Annotated in this window: 16 protein-coding genes and 1 pseudogene; 1 reads left to right on the top strand and 16 read right to left on the bottom strand. The window is 39.9% G+C overall.

What is annotated here, in order from left to right; genetic code table 11:
• Positions 1-188: 188 nt before the first annotated feature.
• The 8 genes and pseudogenes from ACRWQL_RS16415 to ACRWQL_RS16380 form a co-directional block, all read right to left on the bottom strand.
• On the bottom strand, positions 189-1,205 hold the full coding sequence (locus ACRWQL_RS16415) for an aspartate-semialdehyde dehydrogenase (RefSeq protein WP_434926657.1): 1,017 nt from the start codon (positions 1,203-1,205) through the stop codon (positions 189-191).
• A 167-nt stretch (positions 1,206-1,372) separates the two neighbouring features.
• Positions 1,373-2,512 (bottom strand): 4-phosphoerythronate dehydrogenase, encoded by a 1,140-nt coding sequence (locus ACRWQL_RS16410; RefSeq protein WP_434951105.1) that lies wholly within the window; start codon positions 2,510-2,512, stop codon positions 1,373-1,375.
• Between the two features lie 68 nt (positions 2,513-2,580).
• Positions 2,581-4,251, bottom strand: a complete 1,671-nt coding sequence (glnS, locus tag ACRWQL_RS16405) for a glutamine--tRNA ligase (protein ID WP_434951103.1) — start codon at positions 4,249-4,251, stop codon at positions 2,581-2,583.
• A gap of 154 nt (positions 4,252-4,405) precedes the next feature.
• Positions 4,406-6,716, bottom strand: a pseudogene (gene feoB / locus ACRWQL_RS16400) (Fe(2+) transporter permease subunit FeoB).
• Positions 6,713-6,946 (bottom strand): FeoA family protein, encoded by a 234-nt coding sequence (locus ACRWQL_RS16395; protein WP_226414467.1) that lies wholly within the window; start codon positions 6,944-6,946, stop codon positions 6,713-6,715. Before ACRWQL_RS16395 ends, feoB begins: the two are co-directional and overlap by 4 nt.
• Before the next feature lie 176 nt (positions 6,947-7,122).
• Positions 7,123-7,653, bottom strand: a complete 531-nt coding sequence (locus ACRWQL_RS16390) for a GNAT family N-acetyltransferase (RefSeq protein ID WP_434951101.1) — start codon at positions 7,651-7,653, stop codon at positions 7,123-7,125.
• Between the two features lie 84 nt (positions 7,654-7,737).
• Positions 7,738-8,016, bottom strand: a complete 279-nt coding sequence (locus tag ACRWQL_RS16385) for a peptidylprolyl isomerase (protein ID WP_226414463.1) — start codon at positions 8,014-8,016, stop codon at positions 7,738-7,740.
• Between the two features lie 76 nt (positions 8,017-8,092).
• Entirely contained in the window at positions 8,093-9,931 is a 1,839-nt protein-coding gene (locus ACRWQL_RS16380; RefSeq protein ID WP_434951099.1) for a DUF885 domain-containing protein, read from the bottom strand.
• A 74-nt stretch (positions 9,932-10,005) separates the two neighbouring features.
• Here ACRWQL_RS16380 and ACRWQL_RS16375 point away from each other — a divergent pair, with 74 nt between their 5' ends.
• Positions 10,006-10,515, top strand: a complete 510-nt coding sequence (locus ACRWQL_RS16375; RefSeq protein WP_226414458.1) for a diguanylate cyclase domain-containing protein — start codon at positions 10,006-10,008, stop codon at positions 10,513-10,515.
• 70 nt (positions 10,516-10,585) lie between these two features.
• Here the strand turns inward: ACRWQL_RS16375 and ACRWQL_RS16370 are convergent, their stop codons facing one another.
• The 8 genes from ACRWQL_RS16370 to ACRWQL_RS16335 all read right to left on the bottom strand — a co-directional run bounded on the left by ACRWQL_RS16370 (position 10,586) and on the right by ACRWQL_RS16335 (position 22,256).
• Positions 10,586-11,833 carry a tetratricopeptide repeat protein gene (locus tag ACRWQL_RS16370; RefSeq protein ID WP_434951097.1) on the bottom strand — a complete coding sequence of 416 codons (1,248 nt, stop codon included), beginning with the start codon at positions 11,831-11,833 and terminating at the stop codon, positions 10,586-10,588.
• On the bottom strand, positions 11,833-12,453 hold the full coding sequence (locus tag ACRWQL_RS16365; protein ID WP_434926664.1) for an energy transducer TonB: 621 nt from the start codon (positions 12,451-12,453) through the stop codon (positions 11,833-11,835). The genes ACRWQL_RS16370 and ACRWQL_RS16365 overlap by 1 nt, the downstream gene beginning before the upstream one ends.
• A gap of 1 nt (position 12,454) precedes the next feature.
• Positions 12,455-12,859, bottom strand: a complete 405-nt coding sequence (locus tag ACRWQL_RS16360; RefSeq protein WP_226414450.1) for an ExbD/TolR family protein — start codon at positions 12,857-12,859, stop codon at positions 12,455-12,457.
• 13 nt (positions 12,860-12,872) lie between these two features.
• The gene (locus ACRWQL_RS16355) at positions 12,873-13,400 is read right to left on the bottom strand and encodes a MotA/TolQ/ExbB proton channel family protein (protein WP_226414447.1); all 528 of its coding nucleotides are present in this window, start codon (positions 13,398-13,400) and stop codon (positions 12,873-12,875) included.
• A complete protein-coding gene (locus ACRWQL_RS16350; protein WP_434926665.1) occupies positions 13,400-14,755 on the bottom strand; it encodes a MotA/TolQ/ExbB proton channel family protein in 1,356 nt (451 codons plus the stop codon). Before ACRWQL_RS16350 ends, ACRWQL_RS16355 begins: the two co-directional genes overlap by 1 nt.
• A complete protein-coding gene (locus ACRWQL_RS16345; RefSeq protein WP_434926666.1) occupies positions 14,755-15,537 on the bottom strand; it encodes a DUF3450 domain-containing protein in 783 nt (260 codons plus the stop codon). The genes ACRWQL_RS16350 and ACRWQL_RS16345 overlap by 1 nt, the downstream gene beginning before the upstream one ends.
• Positions 15,538-16,409: 872 nt before the next feature.
• Positions 16,410-19,268 (bottom strand): TonB-dependent receptor domain-containing protein, encoded by a 2,859-nt coding sequence (locus tag ACRWQL_RS16340; protein ID WP_434951095.1) that lies wholly within the window; start codon positions 19,266-19,268, stop codon positions 16,410-16,412.
• A gap of 483 nt (positions 19,269-19,751) precedes the next feature.
• Positions 19,752-22,256 carry a DNA polymerase II gene (locus ACRWQL_RS16335; protein WP_434953409.1) on the bottom strand — a complete coding sequence of 835 codons (2,505 nt, stop codon included), beginning with the start codon at positions 22,254-22,256 and terminating at the stop codon, positions 19,752-19,754.
• Positions 22,257-22,326: the final 70 nt, after the last annotated feature.

Genomic DNA, 22,326 nt, shown 5'->3' with positions numbered 1-22,326 from the left:
ATAAAATTTCGTTAACTGTTATTAACATTATTGATGATTAATGAAATTTTGGCATTTTTACGACTATAAACTAAGTTTGTCAGCCCTGCTACTATAGCGGCAAGGCTAAAACTAAAAAAGCCCACAAAATGCGGGCTTTTTAGACTAAATAACTCAATTACCTGAGATAAATTTAACTCATCGGATATTTAGTAATAATCGCGAATTAAAATCTCAGCAATTTGAACACTGTTTAAGGCCGCACCCTTACGAATGTTATCGGCCGTTACCCATAAATTTATACCATGAGAATGAGAAATATCTTTTCTGATACGTCCAACAAAAACAGGATCATGACCAGCTGAGTCAGTTACCGCTGTAGGGTATTCATCATCACTTTCAAACATCACCACCCCTGGGGCGCCACGAAGTACCGCTTTAACAGCTTCAGCATCAACAGGCTCACGGGTTTCAAGGTGAATAGCTTCTGAATGACCATAAAATACCGGCACACGAACCGCTGTTGGATTAACCACGATTTCGTCATCACCAAATATTTTTTGTGTTTCCCACACCATTTTCATTTCTTCTTTGGTGTAGCCATTTTCCATGAACTTATCAATTTGTGGCAACACATTGAATGCTATCTGCTTTGGATAAACGCTAGGTTCTGAAGGTAAACCTTGCAGTAGTTTAGTGCATTGTCCCGCTAGCTCATCAATGGCTTTTTTACCTGTTCCAGAAACCGATTGATACGTAGCCACGTTAATACGCGTAATACCAAAAGCATCATAAATCGGCTTTAATGCAACCAGCATCTGAATCGTTGAACAGTTAGGATTAGCAATTATGTTACGGTTACGGAAATCAGCAATGGCTTCAGGATTCACTTCAGGGATCACTAATGGTACATCAATGTCATATCTGAAATGTGAGGTATTATCGATAACAACACAACCGGCTTCACCTGCTATTGGTGCCCACTTCGCAGAAACATCTCCACCTGCGGAGAAAAATCCAATTTGAGCTTGGGTCCAGTCGAATTTTTCTACATCAAGAATTTCAACCTGCTTACCATGAAAACTCACGGTTTCGCCGGCACTGCGACTACTCGCTAAAGGAAATAACTTAGCAACCGGAAAATTACGCTCTTCGAGGATCTCAATCATTGTTTGACCCACTGCGCCCGATGCACCTAAAACGACAACATTAAATTCCTGAGACATATAAACGCTCGACTCCTAATAATCTTATTGGACTAACAATCTACCTAGTTTACTGCGCTTATACTAGGCCTGATTAGTTAAAAATGGTTCGATTAGGTTGATTTTTTCTCAACTGACTAACCTTATGACAAAACAGGTAACGAATGGCTAAAAAAACGAGACTTTTATTAAGAAAAACCCAGTGATGACAAGGTATTTCTGCAATCTATACTTGCACTATTTACATCACTCACAGGATATTTAACCGCTAAAGCACTGAACTCTCGTCTGTGGGTATGTTGCTTACGCAGCAAGTCAAATCCAGCAGCACTATCAAAATGCTCTCTAAATAGCGCATCATCATCGCGTAAATCAAATACTAAACGGCACATTTTAAGTAAGCTGGTTTCATCTAAGTTGGTGATATTCAATAACTGACTAAACTCAAATTCTGGTAATAAGTAATTCAATGATTGATTAACGGCAATATTCAAGTGTTGGCAGAGCTGTTGATATAATATAAAAGTGCCCCTAGCCTTACCTTCTAAGCTATACCCAGCAACATGGGGGGTAGCAAATTCAACTAAAGGAACCAGTTCAGCCATTGGATTGGGCTCACCTTCCCATACATCGAGAATCACTTTTAAATCTGTTCGCGTTTGTTTAATCTTTATTAATGCCCGATTATCAATCACCTCACCACGACAGCAATTTATTAACCACATGTTTGGTTTTAATGACATGAGCTTTTGCTCATCAAATAAATACCAGGTTTTATGCGGGCCGACTTTAGTAATGGGTACATGTAAAGACACAATATCTGCCCGTTCAAGCAACTCATCAAGGGAGATAAAATGACGGCTATCGCCTTCTGCTTGCTTAAGCGGATCGCATAACAAAACTTGCAAGCCATAGGCTTGCAAACACTTGGCCGCAGCTGTGCCGGTATTACCGGCCCCAACAATCCCTACCACTTTACCTTTTAATGAGGTTTGTAACCTTTTAGCTAGCTCTAAAAGTGCAATAAAAACGAATTCACCCACCGCAGTGGCGTTACAGCCTGGGGCGTTTGAAAACATAATGCCACGCTGATGTAAATACTCGATATCAATGTGATCAGTGCCAATGGTGGCACTACCAACAAATTTCAATTTATGGGCATGCTGCAACAAAGCTTGATTAACCTTGGTAACAGAGCGCACTAATAGCACATCAGCATCGTTGACTTGCTCAGCAGTTAGGGTTCTACCATTGACGAACTCTATTTGGCCAAGTTCTGCAAATAATGCCTCAACAAAAGGCATGTTTTCATCAGCAATTATTTTCATCAGCTTTTCTACATAGTTGAAAAATAATAAAAAAGGCGCATATAGCGCCTTTTATAAAATAATACGAGTTAAGCGAAAGAGTCTCTTAACGGTACTGTTAAGTTAAATACTAAGCGATCGGCACTTGAGTCTTTATTATCAGCACAGTAGTAACCTTCGCGCTCAAATTGATATGCCTTTTCAGCTGGTGCACTCACCAGGCTCGGCTCGACCAATCCATTTAATACTACCAATGAATTAGGATTAATCACCTCATCCACGGTATCAAATGTTGCAGGATTAGCTTCAGTAAATAAACGTTCATACAAACGAAACTCAGCAGGTTTTGCAGAAGATGCTTCAACCCAATGGATCACGCCTTTTACTTTGCGACCATCAGCAGGGTTTTTACCTAAAGTTTCATCGTCATAACTACAGTAAACAGTGGTCACGTTGCCATCTGCGTCTTTTTCACAGCGCTCTGCTTTAATCACATAGGCATTACGTAAACGCACTTCTTTACCTAACACTAAACGTTTAAAGTGCTTATTAGCTTCTTCTTTAAAATCTTCAGCATCGATAAATAAATCTCGACCAAAAAATAACTCTCGGGTGCCCATCGCTTCATTAGAAGGATGCGCCGCAGCTTGAATACTTTCAGGCTCAGCATGTGGATAATTTTCAATAACCACTTTAATTGGCCGAAGTACTGCCATGGCGCGCGGTGCATGTTCGTTTAACTCTTCACGAATACATGCATCTAACATACCCACTTCAATTAAGTTATCTTGTTTGGTCACACCGATACGCTGACAAAACTCACGAATTGAACCCGGTGTATAACCTCTGCGACGCAAACCAGCAATGGTAGGCATACGCGGGTCGTCCCAACCGTCAACAAGCTTACGAGTGACTAAGTCATTCAATTTTCGCTTAGACATTAAGGTATATTCCAGATTTAAGCGCGAAAACTCATATTGACGAGTTCGATTTGGCGCTTGAAAATCATCTAAATGATCTAATACCCAGTCATATAAACGACGGTTATCTTGAAACTCTAATGTACAGACTGAATGAGTAATATTCTCGAGCGCATCAGAAATACAATGGGTAAAATCATACATTGGATATATGCACCATTTATCACCTGTTTGGTGATGATGTGCAAATCGAATACGATAAATGATAGGATCGCGCATACACATAAATGGCGAAGCCATATCAATTTTAGCTCGCAGGGCACACTCACCTTCTTTGAATTCACCATTACGCATTTTTTCAAATAATGCGAGGTTTTCTTCAACCGATGAATCACGATGAGGGCTGTTTTTACCGGGTTCTTTTAAGGTGCCACGATATTCACGGGTTTGCTCGCCGTTTAAGAAACAAACGTAAGCTAACCCTTTTGTGATTAACTCAATCGCATATTGATGCAATTGGTCAAAATAGTTCGATGAATAACGAATATCGCCAGACCATTCAAATCCCAACCAGCGCACGTCTTCCTGAATAGATTTAACATAGTTAATATCTTCTTTCTCAGGGTTGGTATCATCAAAACGTAAGTTACACTGGCCTTGATAATCTTTAGCTATACCAAAGTTTAAGCAAATAGACTTGGCATGACCAATATGTAAAAAGCCGTTCGGCTCTGGTGGAAAACGAGTGTGCACCTGATTGTGCTTACCACTTTTTAGGTCTTCGTCAATGATATTACGAATGAAGTTACTTGGACGTACTTCGGTGTCCACTTGACTCATGAAAATCCTCTCGGCACACATGGCAATATTGTTAAAAATAAGATGATCCTACAGAACTGTAGCAGTTACAACTATTGCACTACAAAAAGCGTAAAAAAAACAATAAACCCAGCTAAAGCTGGGTTTATTGTTCAATATTCATCTATTAATTCGCTTAACCAGTAATAATTTTTATCCCGGGAATAATCTGTTGAGCTTTGAGGCCTTTCTTCTTTAACCAAACATAGAAGATGACCAATGCAAACATAAAGAAACTTATCCATGCCATTGATTGCACAGGGTGTTCACTGAATGTGGCACCTTGATAAACAACAGTGGCTGTTCCATAAGCTAAAGCAAATGTCCATAATGCGGCAAACCGCGCCCATTTAATACCAAACTCATTAACTAACGCGCCCATAGCCGCAACACATGGCGTGTAAAGTAAAATAAATAATAGATATGAAAAAGCAGCAATTTGTCCACTAAAGCCAGATTGTAAGGCGCTGAATGTTGATTTATCAACCGCTAACTCTTCTGCTGCGGTGTCAATATTATCAACACTCCCAACATCAATCGATAATGGATCATCAGGGGCGATACCAAGTAAGTTCTCAGGTATTGTTAACCATGCAGCATGGAATGTATCAGCTAACGATGCCAACTCTTCATCACCAGCGCTAGGTGTGCTATACAAACTATTCAAGGTGCCAACCACGGCCTCTTTAGCAAATATCCCAGTAATGATACCTACAGTTGCTGGCCAATTATCTTGTTCAATACCCATAGGAGAAAATAAAGGCGTCACTTGTTGACTGGCTACACTGAGTAATGACTCCTGGCTATCCTCATGACCAAAACTACCATCAATACCAATTGCATTAATAAAGTTAAGCAGCGTCACTACGATTACAATGGTTTTACCCGCACCAAGAATAAAGCTTTTGGTGCGTTTAACAGTACGAGATAATACCGCTTTAACTCTTGGCATTTCATAGCTTGGTAATTCCATCACTACCGCACTGCTGCTTCCAGGAAGTACAGTATGGCGTAATAGCAGCCCTGTACCAACTGCGGCAAAGATACCAATAATATAAAGCATGAAGACTAAATTTTGCCCCGAGTCAGGGAAGAAAGCCGCTGCAAATAATGCGTAAACGGGTAATCGGGCGCCGCAAGACATAAAGGGAGCCATCATACCGGTTACGATACGCTCACGCTCGCTGCCTAACGTACGTGTCGCCATAATGGCAGGTACAGAACAACCAAAACCAACTATCATTGGCACAAAGGCTTTTCCGGGCAAAACCAATTCGACGCATTAAACCGTCAACAACAAATGCTGCTCTTGCCATATAGCCCGATGCCTCAAGTACAGACAAGACTAAAAATAGCGCTGCAATAACCGGAATAAAAGTCGCAACGGTTTGAACTCCTTGACCAACACCACCGGCGAGAATTGTCACTAGCCAATCTGGGGAGCCTATTGAACTTAGCATAGCACCAAAATGAGCGACAAAAATGGCACCGGCTGTCATGTCAAAAAAATCAATAAAAGAGCTGCCAACATTGATGCTGAACATAAACATCAAATACATGACGAACAAGAATACCGGAATGCCTAAAAATGGGTGCAGCACAAAACGGTCTAACCTATCTGTCATACTAAGATGTTCGCCGACATTAACAGAAGCGTTAAAGATTTTTTCAACGAAATCGTATCGTGTTGTAGCTACCATCACTTCTATATCTTCACCGCTTTGTTCTGCGGTTTTGGTACAAGCGCTAACAACATCTTTAAGTTGACTGCTGTCACAGCTACCGCAACCATTGCCATTACCTAACATGGCTAAAGCACGGCCTCGGCTTAACTGAGGCAAATGATGTAAATTACTTTGTTGTTGCAATGTAATAACACTTTGCTCAATTGAAGCGTGATAATTAAGCTCAAGTGGTTTTTCTGCTATTTGTTTATCAACAATCGATAATATAGCGGACTTAACGCGTTCAACATCGTTCAAATCTCGAGAACATACACCTATAACAGGACAGCCTAGTGCTGCAGACATTTGTTCAATATCTATGTCGATTTTAAGTTTTTTAGCCGCATCAGTTTTGTTAAGTACAACGACCATAGGGATGCCAAGTTCACGTAACTGTACCGTTAAGTACAAATGGCGTTCAATGTTAGTGGCATCAACCAGATTAATGATTGCATCAACTTTTTCATCAGCTAAATACTGTTGAGCAATTTGCTCATCTAGCGAGCAGTCACAGCTGTTACCTGCGGGTAATAAATCATAGATACCGGGTAAATCTGTTAAAAAAACCTCGGTATCGGCAAGACTAAACTGGCCAGTTTTCTTTTCAACCGTGACACCAGACCAATTACCCACCTGTTGATTTGAGCCGGTTAGGGCGTTAAAAAGCGTAGACTTACCTGCGTTAGGGTTACCTACAGTGACGCAATGGAATTGTCTAGTCATGATTTAACCACCTCAATAACTTCAGCTAAATCTTTACGCATACAAATATGGCTACCTCGAAGATTAAGTTCTACACCGGAACCCATTGGCGCTCGACGTACTAAACTAAAATGAGTATTAGGCGTAATCCCCATTGAGAGTAATTTACGCTTTACGGTTTGCGGAAGAGAAAGATGGCCGATTTGACAAATCATTGCCTTGTCGCCAGGACTTAGCTCGCTAAGTTTCATTAAGGTACGCCTTTTACATCATTGATGACCAGACAATTCTAGCGAAGGTCAGGCAGTTAAAACTTTATCTAGATCAAAGTTTTTAGTGTTAACGAGAATTGTTTTCAATTGTATTTAGTATTATGTGACAAACCTCTTAGTAAAAAAAGGGTTTTTTTATGAATTTTGAAACATCTTCATCGTGGAGCTAATACTAAGCCGAATTGGTAGTCATCTATCCACTTCCCCGCTAAGTAAGTGTGCTGCAAAAAAGTGCCCTCTAAACTAAAACCTACTTTTTGTAATACTTTAATTAAAGGTAAATTCGTTTGCGCACAAACAGCAACATACTTATGAATATCAAATTGCAAGCGGCCCCAGTCAACTAAAGTTTGCAGGCTTTCTGTTCCATAGCCCATACCCTGCATGCTTGAAGACAATAAGTAACCCACCTCAACACGCTTTGAATAAAAGTCCTGACAATAAAAGCCCGTTAAGCCAACAAACTCGCCATCAATGGTTTCAATCAGTAACGTTAGCCAGTCACCACTTTCAATAGACCAAGGCAACAATCTTGACTCAAACTTTGCCAGTAGCACGACTTCAGTCGAAGGTTCACGAATATACTGGTTAACTTGAGGATCTTGGTTGATAGATAAAAAATTATCCCAGTCTTGATATTGCAAACTTCTAATCACTAATCTATCGCTATACAGTGCTATACCCATATTACTCTCACCGACAATAACAACAAAAATTCCGACAAAAAAGGCGACACTTAGTCGCCTTTAACATCATTATTAACAAAGAGACTAACCTCGGCTAGTCACTTCTAATAAATGATATCCAAACTGAGTTTTCACTGGACCTTGAACTTGGTTTAATGGCGCATTAAATACGACTTCATCAAACTCTTTTACCATCATGCCTGGACCAAAAGCACCTAAGTCACCGCCTTGAGAACCTGAAGGGCATGAAGAGTAAGATTTTGCTATTTCAGCAAATTCAGCTCCATTTTCAATTTGTTGCTTTAATTCGTTACATTGCTCTTCAGTACTGACTAACAAATGTCTTGCCGTTGCTTGTACCATTCTAACTCCTACCTAGCTTGAAATAAATGTGCCGCACACCTTAGCATAAATAAGACGCGTGACACACGCATGAAAATTAATGTTTTGCTAATTCAGCATCAACCCAATCAGACACTTTTCTTTCCATTACCGCCATAGGTAATGAACCTGTAGTGAGAATTTGATCGTGAAAACCTTTAATATCAAATTTATCACCCAATTGCTTTTCAGCATCTGCGCGTAGTTTTAGAATTGTTAACTGGCCGACCTTATAAGATAAGGCTTGGCCAGGAATGGCCATGTAACGCTCAACCTCTGCAACAATATCAGACTCCGCCATTGGCGAATTATCTTTCATGTATTGAATAGCTTGCTCGCGGCTCCAGCCTTTGGCGTGAAGACCGGTATCAACAACTAAACGCATAGCGCGCAACATTTCATCAGACAGCTTGCCAAAATACTGATACGGGTCAGTGAACAAGCCCATCTCAATACCTAAATACTCAGCATAGAGTGCCCAACCCTCTTCAAAAGCGGTATAACCTTGGAAACGTTGAAATTCAGGAACCTCTGTTAACTCTTGTTTAATCGCTATTTGAAAATGGTGACCAGGAGCTGCTTCGTGTAAAGATAATGTGGTCATCCCCCATTTAGGCTGAGCTTTTAAGTTAAACGTATTGATATAAAAAACACCGGGACGAGAACCGTCAACAGCGGGTGATTCATATGATGCGCCTGCTGCAGATTGCTCACGGAAACTTTCTACTGGTTTCACCACATAATCAGCTTTAGGCATAACATTAAAATATTTAGGTAGTACTTGGTTAATGGTATCTTTTAATTCCATATAACCATCAATCAAGTCTTGCTTGTCAGTGAAGAAATATTGCGGCTCTGATGATAATGAAGCAAAAAATGCCGTTAAATCACCTTCGAATTTAACTTGTTCTCTGACCTTATCCATTTCAGCTAAAATACGCTTCACTTCAGATAAACCAATCTGATGAATTTCATCAACGGGCATTTTGGTCGTTGTATGGCTATTCGCTAAATGTTGATACCACACTTTACCATTAGGTAATCCCCACCAACCGTCAGAAGCCCTTGCGTTAGCCAAATAAGTACCTTGAACATAATCACGCAGTGTAGCCAGTGCAGGAATTAATTTAACGCTTATTAAAGATTTATACTCCTGTGTCAGTTCAGCCTTTTGTTCCGCCGTGAATGAATCAGGCATCAATTTTATTGGCGAATAAAACAGACTATCCTCAGGATTAGCAACCACCTGGGCAGTTAGTTGAGGGATCATTCTATCTACCAACACTTTAGGTAGAACCACTTTACTATTAATACCCTCGTCCATTCTTACTTGGGCCAACTGTAGCCAATTAACGAACCCATCTAAACGAGAAAGCCAGTTTTGATAGTCATCAACCGTTTTAAAAGGTTGTGCGCTTTCACCAGCACCTAACTGAACCATAGTGAAAACGGTGTTATAAAACTGATTCATGGGCAAGAAATGCTCAGGATAAGTTTCCGCCATCAATTCCATATCACGATCATAAATAAACATGCTGTAGCTAATTTTCAAATCAGCAGGTAAAGCATCCGCATCAATATCTTTAGCCAGTGAAAAGTACTTGGCATTAAGATCATGACGAGCCTTTAAATATTCCTCGGTTAATGATTTACCAAATTGATCATTGTATTCATTCACGCCAACAAAAGTTGCGTAAATCGGCTCAAGTTTTAATTGCTCTTTAAAAAAGCTATCAACCATAGTTAAGTAAGCCTGTTCAGCTGACACTTTAGTTGATTGCGAAATTGATTGAGCTGCGGCTTCAGTCGAAGCCAAAGATGCTTGTGGCGTATTATCGCTACAACCTTGGATCGCAAACAATAACGATATGCTGGCTGCTAGGAGGGTTTTCTTCATTTTTATTAATCCTTTTACACATGAATCAAAAAACATATCTATAATTAAGTAAGAATATTCAATGGAGTTCCTCAATGACCTATTCTTTTCGCAATTCAAGCTTTAGAGATCCTGAAACGGGTGTCTATAATCAAATATACTTTATGGAAGTGTTTAACCGTGAATGGCACCGCCATCAACGAGAAAAACAAAGCTTAGCGTTATTGTATCTTTGCCCACACATACATGAAACAGTTAAACAGCCTCATTTACTGGAATTATTCACTAATCAGGTGCAAGAAGCACTTTTACGAGCAACGGATCTCATCGCAAGATTAGACACAAATCATTTTGCCCTTGGGTTATTCAATGTCGATGAGGAAGGCGCTAAAGTGGTTTTACAAAGAATTGATGAGCAAATAAACCAATTTCTCACCAAGTACGGTAAAGACCATAATTTCAGTATTAATTACAAACTCGCAGGAGGAATATGTCTGCCCAGTAATGATAAAAATATTGAAGGCTTATTTGTCAAAGTAGAATCACTTTCAAATGAGTTAGCGCTGGACCATTCGCGTCATCAAGCTTTGACCCACTTACAGTAATTCATACAAACTACACATAATAAAAAAGCCCCTCGCGGGGCTTTTTTAATGTCTAGAAAATAACTATTAGCTACAGGGCCACATTATGAATACGGGCTTTTTCTTTAATATAAGAAATGTAACTATTAGCACTTCTAGCAGTCTTTTTATCTTTCGATGCTTGAACAGCACGATTATAAGCTGACTTATATTGTTTCAAGGTCAAATGCACTAATGCTAGCTCGAAATGCGCTTCACCTGGGTTATCAATACCCAAGTCAAGTGCTTTTTCAAGGGCAACAATTGCTTCTTTATAATTTTGGTCAAGGGACAATAAACGCCCTTGCTTTAAATATAATTCACCATCATTACCTGCGACAGCTGCTTTACCATAGTAATTAGCGGCTAGCTTAAACTCTTTAGCGTTATGGTAGAATCCAGCAAGAACATTAAATGTTTTCTGACTTTCTGGAATCAACCCTGATTTCAAGTGTTTTTCATAAATTTTAGCAGCTTGATAAGGCGAACCTTTTTGCGCTAAAAGTTGTGCTAAACGAGTGATGTTTCCATCAGTATCTAAGAAACCAGCTTTATAAGCTAAGTCATAAGTTGCTAAAGAACGATCATAATCTTCAGTCATCAAATAAAACTGTGCTAACTGAACCCATAGACGCTTATCGTCTTGGAATAAAGGCACCATAGTTTCTAGAATTTTAACTGCATCTTTATACTTTTTCTGATTAAAGTATGCGGTCAATTTCATTTGATATAAGTTTTTATCAGGCTCTTCTGCTAATGCTAAACCTTTATCAGCAACTTCAAGAACTTTATTCCATTCTTTTAACTCTGTGTGTGCAATACCTACACGGCGATACATTTGAGAATCAGCCTTACAGGTAAAGTCCATCCATTTGTAATAATATGGAATAGCTTCCTTGAATTTTCTCTCTTGTAGTAACAAATCAGCATACAAACGCATTGTTGCAGCGTGATCAGTACCACCAAGAATGTCAGCTTCAACGGCAGTCTTCAAGTACTTGATCGCCGTTTGCATTTGACCTTTCTCAGCATAAAAGTTACCTAACATGCGATCGACATAAGCTTTGTCAAAATCGTTTTTAGGATTAGCTTCTAATAATATAGAGATTGCTGCGTCTAAATTGCCTTCAGTATATGCTTCGAAAGATTTTTGTACTTTCTTAGCAGCACTGTCGCCGACTGCACGAGATTGACGCTTGTCAATCTCACACTTTTCAGCTGCAATTGCGGTACTGCTCAACATTGCACTTCCACAAACAGAAAGAAGCAGTGCTGTTGCAATAGTCGTAATTTTGCGCATTATCTACCTCCTTTCTCTAAAGTGAAATCAAGTTGTACAGCCATGCCGGTTTGTTTAAGCGCTTTGCCATCAACAATTTTAGGCTTGTATTTCCACTTCTTAAGAGCACGAATTGCTTCGCGATCAAATAAGCGTTTTGGTTCTGCTTTGATAACGGTAACGTCATCTACACCACCAAGTTCATTGATTGTAAAAGAAAGTTGAACCCAACCCTCTTTACCATCACGAGCTGCAGCAATAGGATATTGAGGCTCGATACGAACAATCGGTGTAGCATCACCATCACGGGTCATCATATTACCAAGCTTAAAGCCTGTTGATGCTGAACCCGCTTCAACTCCACCCATATTGAACGCCATATTAGTGTCAATATTGTTTGCAGCATCTGGCGGAGTAGTATCCGGCTTAGGTGGCTGCTCTGGTGGTGGTGGTGGCTTAGGAGTTACCCTTGGTTTCTTCTGTGCCTTCGAATCCTGCTTATCCATCGTAATTTCAATAACAGGGGTCTCAGTCGACTCATCGTTGCGCTGTGCACCGCCGCCGACCAAGAATGCCATGAAGGCAAACAGACCAAAAGTCACTGCGGCACCAATTATGATTGATACGAGTGCTCTTAGCATATTAGTCATTCCCCGCTGATACAGAAATTTTGTCGATACCAGCAGCTTTTACGTTATCAAGCACTTTAACGACTAAACCATGAGTAGTGTCTTTATCTGCTTGAATCAGTACCGCCGCTTCCGGTGCTTCAGCTAACATACGTTCTACGTTAGCGGTTACACGTTCAATATCAACCTGACGATTTTCCATCATAATGACGCCAGATTTACTGATGCCAATAAAGATGTTTGCCGAAGGTTTAGACGTAGCCTGTGACGCTTTAGGCTTGTTATAGTCTAAGCCAGATGGCTTAACAAATGATGTTGTTACAATGAAGAAGATCAACATGATAAATACGATGTCAAGCATCGGAGTCATATCAATTTGCGCTTCCTCGTCTATACTGGAATGCTTCTTACGTGCCATGTTCAATCTCTCTTTAGTGGTGAGGCATGCTGTCTTTTAGCATTTCTAATCTGATTCTCATTTTCGAGTCTAAACGAGTGCTGAAAAATACACCCGATAGCGCTGCTACCATTCCTGCCATTGTTGGCATTGTGGCCATTGAGATACCAGCTGCCATTAGACGAGCATTACTCGTCCCCTGAACTGCCATCACATCGAATACTGAAATCATACCGGTTACGGTACCAAGTAAACCAATCATTGGACAGATTGCTACTAGGGTTTTGATTAACAGCATACGTGCATTCAAATCTTGCTTAGCTTGGGACACCCAAGCTTCACGGATACGGTGTGCGTGCCAAGAGTGTGTTTCATCTCTTGCTTCCCACGCAGATATAACAGCTTGATGTTGCTTTGGTGATATCCAGTTTAGATACCAGTAACGTTCAAGCATTAATACCCACATTAGGAAAAGCACAGCTGCTACCAACCAGAGGACATCTCCCCCGGAGGCCATGAAGCCCCTGACGGAATCCCATATATCCATCAGGAATAGCATCATTAGTCAGCCCTCTTCTCAGCATGTTCTGCAATGATACCAGCGCTTTGTTCTTCAAGAACTTGAACGATTGATTTACTACGAGCAACAACAATTGCGTGTAATAACATTAATGGTAACGCTGCAATCAGACCTTGTACGGTAGTAACAAGTGCCATAGAAATACCGCCAGCCATTAACTTTGGATCGCCTGTACCGAATAACTGGATTGATTGGAAAGTTGCAATCATACCGGTTACTGTACCTAAAAGACCCATCATTGGCGCGATAGCTGCTAGTACCTTAATGATTGAAATACGTGCTTCTAAAGCAGGCGTTTCTTTCAAAATAGCTTCATCAAGTTTCAATTCTAACGTTTCAACATCAACATCTTTGTTGTCTTGATATACTTTCAAGATACGACCAAGTGGGTTCTTACCTGGGTTATTGATATTTTTACGTTGGCTTTTAACTTTACCAGAAGTAATTGTTAATGTGACTAAACGCTCTAGGGCGATTAAACCACCTAATGCTAGTAGTACTAAAATAATATAACCAATTGGTCCACCAGCTTCTAAACGATCTTCAATGCTAGCTTTGTTAGTGAAGATATTTAGTAATACACCACGGGCTGGATCAATATAGAACTCAGAGAAACCAGAAGTGGTATTTTCCCAGTTGCCTACTGCAGAAACTTGATAACCTTCAGGTTGTTGTGAAAGCTCTTGAATTAAGCTTAACTCAGGCTTATAAACAACATATTGACCATCAGCTGTTAAGTTGAATGCACCAACACGGTAGATAGAAGTGCTAACAACGTTACCGTCGATTGCAGTCACATTACCGGTGAATTTAACCACTTTACCAGACTCAACCATTTCAAATAATTGCGCTTCCCAGAATTGCTCTAGTTCTTCAATTTTCGGTAATGATTTACGCGAGCCTAATTCTGCAATAAATGCATCACGGCCTGGGTATTGAGCAGAAATATTAGATGCTGCAAGTTTACCAGCGAAATCGCCAGCTTCACCTTTAACAACACCAAACATTTCGCCTAAGTCGCCTTGGGCTGTTTTTAAATCTTCTTCTAACTGAGCAATTTTACGCTCGTTATCTAAAAACGCTTGGTTAAGGTCTTTACCACGTTGCTTCTCAGAAGCTAAAGCATCTTTTTCACGTTTTAATAGTGACGCTTTGTCACCACGTTCGTTTTGGAATTCTCTTTCACGTTTAGCGCTGTTTTTGCCTTCATTAGCGCGTTCAACTTTAACTTGTTGCAATAATTGGTCGATAGTTTTTGGTGCATCAGCAGCAGAAACCATGCCAGCAGTTAAAGACAAACTTGCAGCTAATACAGCTGTAGTAATTAACTTCTTCATTATTGAGCAGTCTCCGCAGCAGGAATTGGTAATGCGAATAGATCTAGAGCACCTTGCTTACGAGCAATGCGAATACCCTTTGTAATATCACGTAAATAGCTGTCTTCTAACTTGTTCCAAGTTTTAGCTTCAGCATCGTACATCCACGCAATTTTTTGATCTAAACTTTGAGCGTAAAGCGCTACGCGACCTAGGTTAAAGAAATCAACTAGCACTTCTTTACCATCTAAGCTTAATTTACCAGTATGAACTGATACAAAGTTACCGTATTCACGTTCAATGCTGTATGCATCAAGGATAAGACGATATTTTTCAGCTAAAGTGACTTCTGCTGTGTCTAGAATATTTTTTAAATTTTGAACACGTTCAGTACGTACTTCACTGTTAAAAGGAAGATCTAATTGAACAAACTGCTCTAATGCATCAACCATTTTAAACATTAACGGCACAACACCTTGACGTAACTTGTCAACGCCATTGATGTCTGTTTGTATTGAATCAAGTGTTTTTTGTTGATCCGCCACTAAACCAGCTACGTAGTCATTGTAAGACTTTAGTGATTCGCGTTCATCAGCAACACTGCCATACTCAAACAACATGTCTTGAGCTTGGTCAAAGTATTTGTCAACTTTTTGTTGTGACGCTGCAGTTTCAGCATGAATTCTGCTGTCAGCCTTTTGCACATCGGCAAGAGGATTTGCAACTACCAGGTTGCTACTAGCTAAAGCCAGTGCGCCAACAAGTGCAGTAGCGATTTTTGTTCTATTGCTTACCTTGGACATAGTTCCCAACCAATTTGAAGTGAATTAAAAAAGTGTAGACAGTGCAATTGTAATAGCTTGATAACAATGTTAGCAAAACGTCAACAACGCTAAGCCTATCTTTCTCTTGTGATTGTTAGTTTTTCTTCCCTTTTCTATGCCTGTTAAGGCATAGACCCGCTCGCATCATTTCACAAAATGTTGACCTATGTCAACATTTGGGAACATCAAAAATGAGCGAAAAGAACACGAAAGATTGAGATTATGTGTAGTCGCTTAATTTGTAAGCATTATGCAGTCATGGGATATATCTTATTTCTAAATTAAATCACAATTCTTATTACAATTGGTGTTCAGCACTGCAATTTGCTATCTCTGCGCTGATGCCATTAACCACCTAGTGAATCAGCTTGTACTATAGGTTTTCTAGGCAACAAATAAGGTATATGCCTTTACCTTTTACGACAGATTCTCATTATACAACACGGCAAGTGCAGCTCTATTGCTTTGAAGCCACTTAGGCTTACGCTCTTTTGTCGTAGGTTTAATACAAATTAACAACTCTCTTTAAAACGTGCCTCAAGCCTAAAAGCCTGAATAACTCAGACTGGCTCATATTTAATGAATTGGAATGCTGAAAGATACTTTAACGCTTGTAACGCTCTCAATTTACGGGTGGGCAGCTCAGTGAGCTCAATCATTGATAGGGGAGAAATTAAATAATGATAATTCACCATAGAATAGATGAAAAGATTCACCCTAATCACAATACTTTTCACTAACTCGCATATGACAAAAGCAAAAAAGCACTGAACAAATTACTGTCCAGTGCTTTTTAATTAGCTAATGTGTTTATAAGCTAAATTTAAGCTTATATATTATAGCAACTATTCTTAGAACTTAACGCCAGCGCTAACGAATAGGAATCGACCTAGAGTATCGTAGAAGCCAGATACTGTATTAGCGTTGCTCGCTAAAGTATTACCAACCATTGGAGGCTCTTTGTCAAAAATGTTGTTCACACCAGCTGTAAAGGTGACATTATCGCTCACAGCATAGTTACCTGATAAATCGAAGTAGCTGTATGAATCGATGCCGCCATCTGCAATTAACTTAGTATCTGCAGTACCTTCGTAGTCAACTTTGTCAAAATAACGCCATTTTAACGCTACGCTATAATCATCACCACTGTAAGTAGTAGTGAAGTTATGACGCCATTTTGGTGACGCGAAACAAGAAGTACTAATCACACCAGAACAGTCATAAGCTAAGCTAGCATCGCCTAAAATAGGTTCAACTTCTTTTTTCATGCTGTAGAAACCGTTTAGTGCGAAATCTAAAGTACCTGAACCTAAATCAATTTTGTAGCCAGCGGTAGCATCAACACCTTCCCAAGTACGGCCGCCAATGTTAGAACCTAGGTTAGATACATAACCTTCTTGTCCAAGCCATAAGCTACCTGAAGCGCTACGTTTAACGTTGTCACAGAACAAAGCATCGCCAGTTTTGGCACAGTTAGTTAATATACGCTCAGCGCCAATTGTACCCACTACTTCTTCCATTTGAATATTGAAATAATCCAAAGAGAAGTTGAAGTTATCAAATGGGTTAGCCACTAAACCAACAGTTAGGGTTTTAGCTTGTTCAGGTTCTAGTTCAGTATTACCACCAGAGAATTGGTTGTATTGACCAGCAGGTGATGTAGAGACATTACCAAATTGCTCAGCAGTCATACCAGTATTAGCACACATAGCTTGTGTAAAGCCGGCAGCAGTAATATCTGCAGCAGAACCTGAACACGGATCATCACCACTCCACAATTGAATTACTTGTGCATCAAATAATTCGCCAATGTTAGGAGCACGGATAGCTTGAGCGTAGCTCATGCGTAACTTATAAGCGTCAGCAATAGTATAATCAGTACCTAATGAATAAGTATAATCAGTACCTGAAGTTGAATAGTCAGACGCACGAGCGGCTAAGTTTACATTCCACTCATCAAGCACTGGGATAGCAAATTCACCAAACACTTCGTTAACAGTTACTTCACCGTTCAAACTTGGGTTAGGACCGCCTTGACCAAGTAATGTACCTTCTGCATAGATGGTATCAGAAATACGTTCGTATTCCTGTTCACGACGCTCTAAACCAAATACTGCACCTATGTTAGATGACGCTGACGGTAATCCAAAATCGAATTCACCACTTACATAACCGTTATAAATAGTTTGAGTCACTAAACCAGTTTGAATACCAACACCAGCTAACTGAGCCGCTTGCTCTTGGGTTACGCCACCTAGAGTAAACACGTTGTAGTATAAACAACCATCTTCTACATTACACTCAGTGCCAACAGCACCAACACGGTCAGGAATTTTAGTTGCTAACAAATCGTTCTGGTATACAGAGTTTGAAGCTGTTGCTGAATAAGCAAAACTTACGTCATAAGACCAAGCATCAGAAAGCTCACCTTCCATACCTGTTAGTATGCGGTAAGAAGAATGCTCTAGATTGTTAGAACGTGGACCACCTTCAACATTTCGCTTACCAATATAGGCAACAAATTGATCATCAGCTGTTTGACCGAAAAGTTCTTGTAGTTGAGCTTTTTGGAAATCACTGATTAGCGGGTTGTTATAATCAAATAACAGTTCTTGGTTATAGAAAGTACCAGATTCTGCAATTTGGCCAGCGGTTCTGTTGTGCATGAACGACAATTCCATATAAGGACGGAAATGTTCGTTAATTTCATAATTAATAAATGCACCAGTGGTAAAACGCTCGTTCGGACGCATAAAGTGGTTTACTGGAGCATAGTTATAGCGATAACCATCGTCTGGAACAAAACCTTCACCATTTGGATTTAAATATCCATAAAACTCGTTTGAATAATCAACTGCACCATCAACGACAGGGAAGATATCAAAGAAAGGGTTAGGAGTAGTACCAGAACCACCACAAGCTGTGCCGCCGCCATTTAATGCACAAGATGCATAATCGCGAGAACCTTGTAATAACTCATCGTTTCTACGCCAAACAGCATAAGCTACTGCGTGGCCTTTACCACCGTCAAATTCACTACCCATGGTGATATCCATGGTGTAGGTTTTACCGTCAACACCTGTGTTACCAGTTTCGTAATCAAATGATCTCTTATCCATTAAGCTTTGGATATAGCCATTGCTGTTGTCATGTTGGTAACCAGAAGCGCCTGCATTGAATGCAAAACCTTCAAAATCATCATTCATTACGAAGTTAACAACACCAGCTACAGCATCAGCACCATAAACAGCGCCAGCACCACCAGTTAACACTTCAACTCGCTTAATTAATGAAGCAGGAATTTGGTTAACGTCAGCTACCTGTGAAGTAATACTACCAGCTTGCATACGACGACCATTGATCAAAACAAGCGTTCTGTTTGAACCTAATCCACGTAAGTCAACTGTAGCTGTACCAGTTGCACCGTTTGCAAGGAAAGCGGTTTCAGCTGCTTCGATTTGTGGTAATTGGTTTAAAACATCTTCAATACGATCGTAGCCTGATGCTTTAATTTCTGTTGCGTCCATAACAGTAACTGGGCTAGAAGTTTCTATATCAGTTCTTTTAATACGAGAACCTGTTACTTCTATACGCTCAACTTTTGCACCATCATCTTCAGCTGCAAATACTGCTGGCACGCTTAACGCAGCTGCTGCTGCACCGCCGATCAAAGCTAAGCGCACTGATTTGGCTAATACGTTCTTATGCATTGTCTATCTCCCTGGATATATTTGTCTTTCTTATAATTCCAATCTTCATCACTTGAAGTATTGGTGTTGAGATATCATAACACTTTGCGCTACAAAATCACATTTACACCGCAATAAAATCACATTTGAAACAAGTAATCAACAATTGATACACTGTAAGGACAAAAGTTAATCAAGTGTATTTTTGATATCCGTTCACTTTTATGAACAAAGAGAGATAAATAAATAATATTAAAACTAAAAATCAGACACTTAAAAAAACACCTCTTAAAATTATTATTAATCGGATTTATTTAACACTAAAACAACAAATGCAAAAAAATATTTCACAACAGTTAATTATGGTTTAGTTATTAGACGCTTATTATTTAACCTCTACTCGGGTTAAGAGATAAAAAACGAGGTTAGATGAGCAAACATTTATATGCTTAAGTAAAACTGGAAATTTGCAGGTTTTGTATAGATAAAATCAAATTAACAATATCAGATCAATGACATTTGACCGTTAGAAAAATCGCCATAACTTAACCCAAGTAATGACAATATCGGCTCTGCGATAGGTTGAATTTGTTTTTCGATGTAATAGTCATAATCCATTAACCAGTCTTTATCACATACTGGTTGCACGCCTGCGGTGGTGATTACATACTCAATAACCGCTCCCCTTTTTAGCCAGTCGCTATTTTGCTGATACTCCGCCATCAACTTTGCCGCCCTAACATGTGGGGTCGACTTAGCGGTGTAGTCTTCAACATTTCGCTTTAAGCGCTTTTTGAACACTAGCTCTTGATCGAAGGCTCCTTGCTTTAATAGCGCAACTTGGGACTCTAAAAACTCGCTAATATCTTGCTGATTAAAAAATCGCTGATACAGCTGATATTGAATGCGTTTAGAAAGCGGTGTCCAATCGCTTCTAACCTGCTCCATTCCTTTAAAGACCATTTCAGGCTTTTCATGTTTATCTAATTTCAAGCCAACATAGCGTTTTTTACTGCCGATTTCACTTCCGCGTAAAGTGGGCATAATAAATTGCTGAAAATGACTTTCAAATTCTAATTCAAGATAACTTGGCAATTTAAATTCTGTCGCACACCAATCAGCCCATTTATCGGTAATGATTTTTGCCATTTGCAAGCCAATTTCTGACGCATTTAATTGGATGTCATTACCTAGCCAAACAAATGTAGAGTCGGTATCACCATAAATGACTTGATAGCCCATTCCCTCTATCCAAATCTTGGTCATTTTCATTATCTGGTGACCGCGCATCGTAATAGAGCTGGCGAGCTTTACATCATGAAATACGCACCCCTTTGACCCTAATACGCCGTATAGTGAGTTCATGATAATTTTGATGGCTTGCGATAATGGTGCATTGTGATCTTTTTTAGCCTGCTCACGCTGCTCAGCTAAGCTGGCTATCAACTTGGGCAGAATTGGATGATGGCGAGTAAACTTTGCCCCGAGAAAGCCATCAACTAACATTTCACTGGTATCTAAATTTGACTCAGCTAACTTTGAGCCCTCTACTAAACCTTTAGGATCAATCAAAAAAGTGCGGATAATTGAGGGATACAAACTTTTAAAATCAAGTACCAACACATTTTTATAATGCCCTGGCATAGAATCCATCACATAACCACCTGGACTTTCCAGCCCATTACTTGCGGGCATTTGGGGGGCAACAAAACCGCTGCGGTGTAAATGCGGGAGATATAAGTGATAAAAAGCGGCGACAGATGCCCCGACTCGACCAAACTCAAGCCCGGTTAACTTAGCGCGTTCTATCGCAAAATCAAGTAGCTGAGTCTTGTCAAAAATATCCCACACCAAGCGGCAATCAGTTAAATTGTAGTGCGCTAGTTTGAGCTTATCGTCAACGAACATTTGGCTTATTTCATTACCTCGATTTTCAACATGGTCAATCGCTTTACCCTCATTTAATAAAGCACGCGACACAAACTCAAGCGAAAATCGATCGAAGTTATAAAATGCAGCTTTAAGCCAATCAATGCCATCTAATACCACTCGTCCGGGCAAATTTAAGGTTTCAGGGCGATATTTATCTTCGACTTTCCAGCTTAACTCACTGTGGCCTCGGCCAATTCTGAGTGGAATATGATGATGTTTACAACGCTTAAATAGCAATGCTAAATCAAATACCACCACAGCCCACCCAATAATAACGTCGGGATCATACTCACCAAACCAATTGATTAATCGATACAGTAAAGCAACCTCATCTTTAACCCACACAATGTAATCTTCGGCATCAGGGTATGATGCTTGTTCACCCACCATAATAACGCATTGATAATCAGTCCCGTAAAGGCCAACCGAATACAACTCGCCTTGCATACTGCATTCAAAATCGAGTGAAATAACTTTTAAATCACTTCTTGTTGATAACACATTTTGTTTATCATGCGCGCTATCAGCCAAAGCAGTACCGCTGGCTGCAGCGTGCAAAAAATCATCTTCTACATTGCCTACCTTGATTGTTCTTGCGCTACCTCTTCTTGCACGATGCGCGGTAAGTACTGGCAGACTTTTTACACTAGACTCAATAGTGCCCTCACATTCGATATCAAATGCGATAAATCGCTCAATCAAATAACGTTGCTCGGCACGAATATCGGTTTCATATAAAGGCACCCCGATATCATTGGCGATGCGCTGCAATTGCTTAAGCGCAGAACTAGTTTTTAAATAAATGCCACAAACAATTTGATGGTCAAAATTGGTCATTACTAAAACAGCCACACGGGCTTGGGTCAAGTAAGGTGTTAACTTGGCCACATCAGCTTGGCGGCAAAAGCACACAACATCCTCGTTATGAAGTTCAACGAGCACAGGCCCATTAGCCGTTTTAATATAATATTGCAGCACTAACTGGCCCTGCCGATAGTTGGCATGACGAGTAAGTACCTGCCCTTCAATACGGGTTAAGGCTTTATTTACCGGTAAGAGATTTGAGTTCAATTTTATTATCTGTTTTAAGCACAAAGATTCACTGTTATTATGTACAGCATAAATCAGTCACCGCAGAATAAAAACT

Source organism: Shewanella sp. HL-SH4 (assembly GCF_051164845.1).
Classification (GTDB): Bacteria; Pseudomonadota; Gammaproteobacteria; order Enterobacterales; family Shewanellaceae; genus Shewanella; species Shewanella glacialimarina.
This window is presented reverse-complemented; position numbering and strand designations above follow the sequence as displayed.

Coding starts and splice junctions, on each gene's coding strand:
- ACRWQL_RS16385 (WP_226414463.1), bottom strand. CDS start 8,016: ATGGTACAAGCAACGGCAAGACATTTGTTAGTCAGTACTGAAGAGCAA.
- ACRWQL_RS16345 (WP_434926666.1), bottom strand. CDS start 15,537: ATGTCCAAGGTAAGCAATAGAACAAAAATCGCTACTGCACTTGTTGGC.
- ACRWQL_RS16390 (WP_434951101.1), bottom strand. CDS start 7,653: ATGGGTATAGCACTGTATAGCGATAGATTAGTGATTAGAAGTTTGCAA.
- ACRWQL_RS16410 (WP_434951105.1), bottom strand. CDS start 2,512: ATGAAAATAATTGCTGATGAAAACATGCCTTTTGTTGAGGCATTATTT.
- ACRWQL_RS16355 (WP_226414447.1), bottom strand. CDS start 13,400: ATGATGCTATTCCTGATGGATATATGGGATTCCGTCAGGGGCTTCATG.
- ACRWQL_RS16375 (WP_226414458.1), top strand. CDS start 10,006: ATGACCTATTCTTTTCGCAATTCAAGCTTTAGAGATCCTGAAACGGGT.
- ACRWQL_RS16395 (WP_226414467.1), bottom strand. CDS start 6,946: ATGAAACTTAGCGAGCTAAGTCCTGGCGACAAGGCAATGATTTGTCAA.
- ACRWQL_RS16380 (WP_434951099.1), bottom strand. CDS start 9,931: ATGAAGAAAACCCTCCTAGCAGCCAGCATATCGTTATTGTTTGCGATC.
- ACRWQL_RS16350 (WP_434926665.1), bottom strand. CDS start 14,755: ATGAAGAAGTTAATTACTACAGCTGTATTAGCTGCAAGTTTGTCTTTA.
- ACRWQL_RS16415 (WP_434926657.1), bottom strand. CDS start 1,205: ATGTCTCAGGAATTTAATGTTGTCGTTTTAGGTGCATCGGGCGCAGTG.
- ACRWQL_RS16365 (WP_434926664.1), bottom strand. CDS start 12,453: ATGCTAAGAGCACTCGTATCAATCATAATTGGTGCCGCAGTGACTTTT.
- ACRWQL_RS16370 (WP_434951097.1), bottom strand. CDS start 11,833: ATGCGCAAAATTACGACTATTGCAACAGCACTGCTTCTTTCTGTTTGT.
- ACRWQL_RS16340 (WP_434951095.1), bottom strand. CDS start 19,268: ATGCATAAGAACGTATTAGCCAAATCAGTGCGCTTAGCTTTGATCGGC.
- ACRWQL_RS16360 (WP_226414450.1), bottom strand. CDS start 12,859: ATGGCACGTAAGAAGCATTCCAGTATAGACGAGGAAGCGCAAATTGAT.
- glnS (WP_434951103.1), bottom strand. CDS start 4,251: ATGAGTCAAGTGGACACCGAAGTACGTCCAAGTAACTTCATTCGTAAT.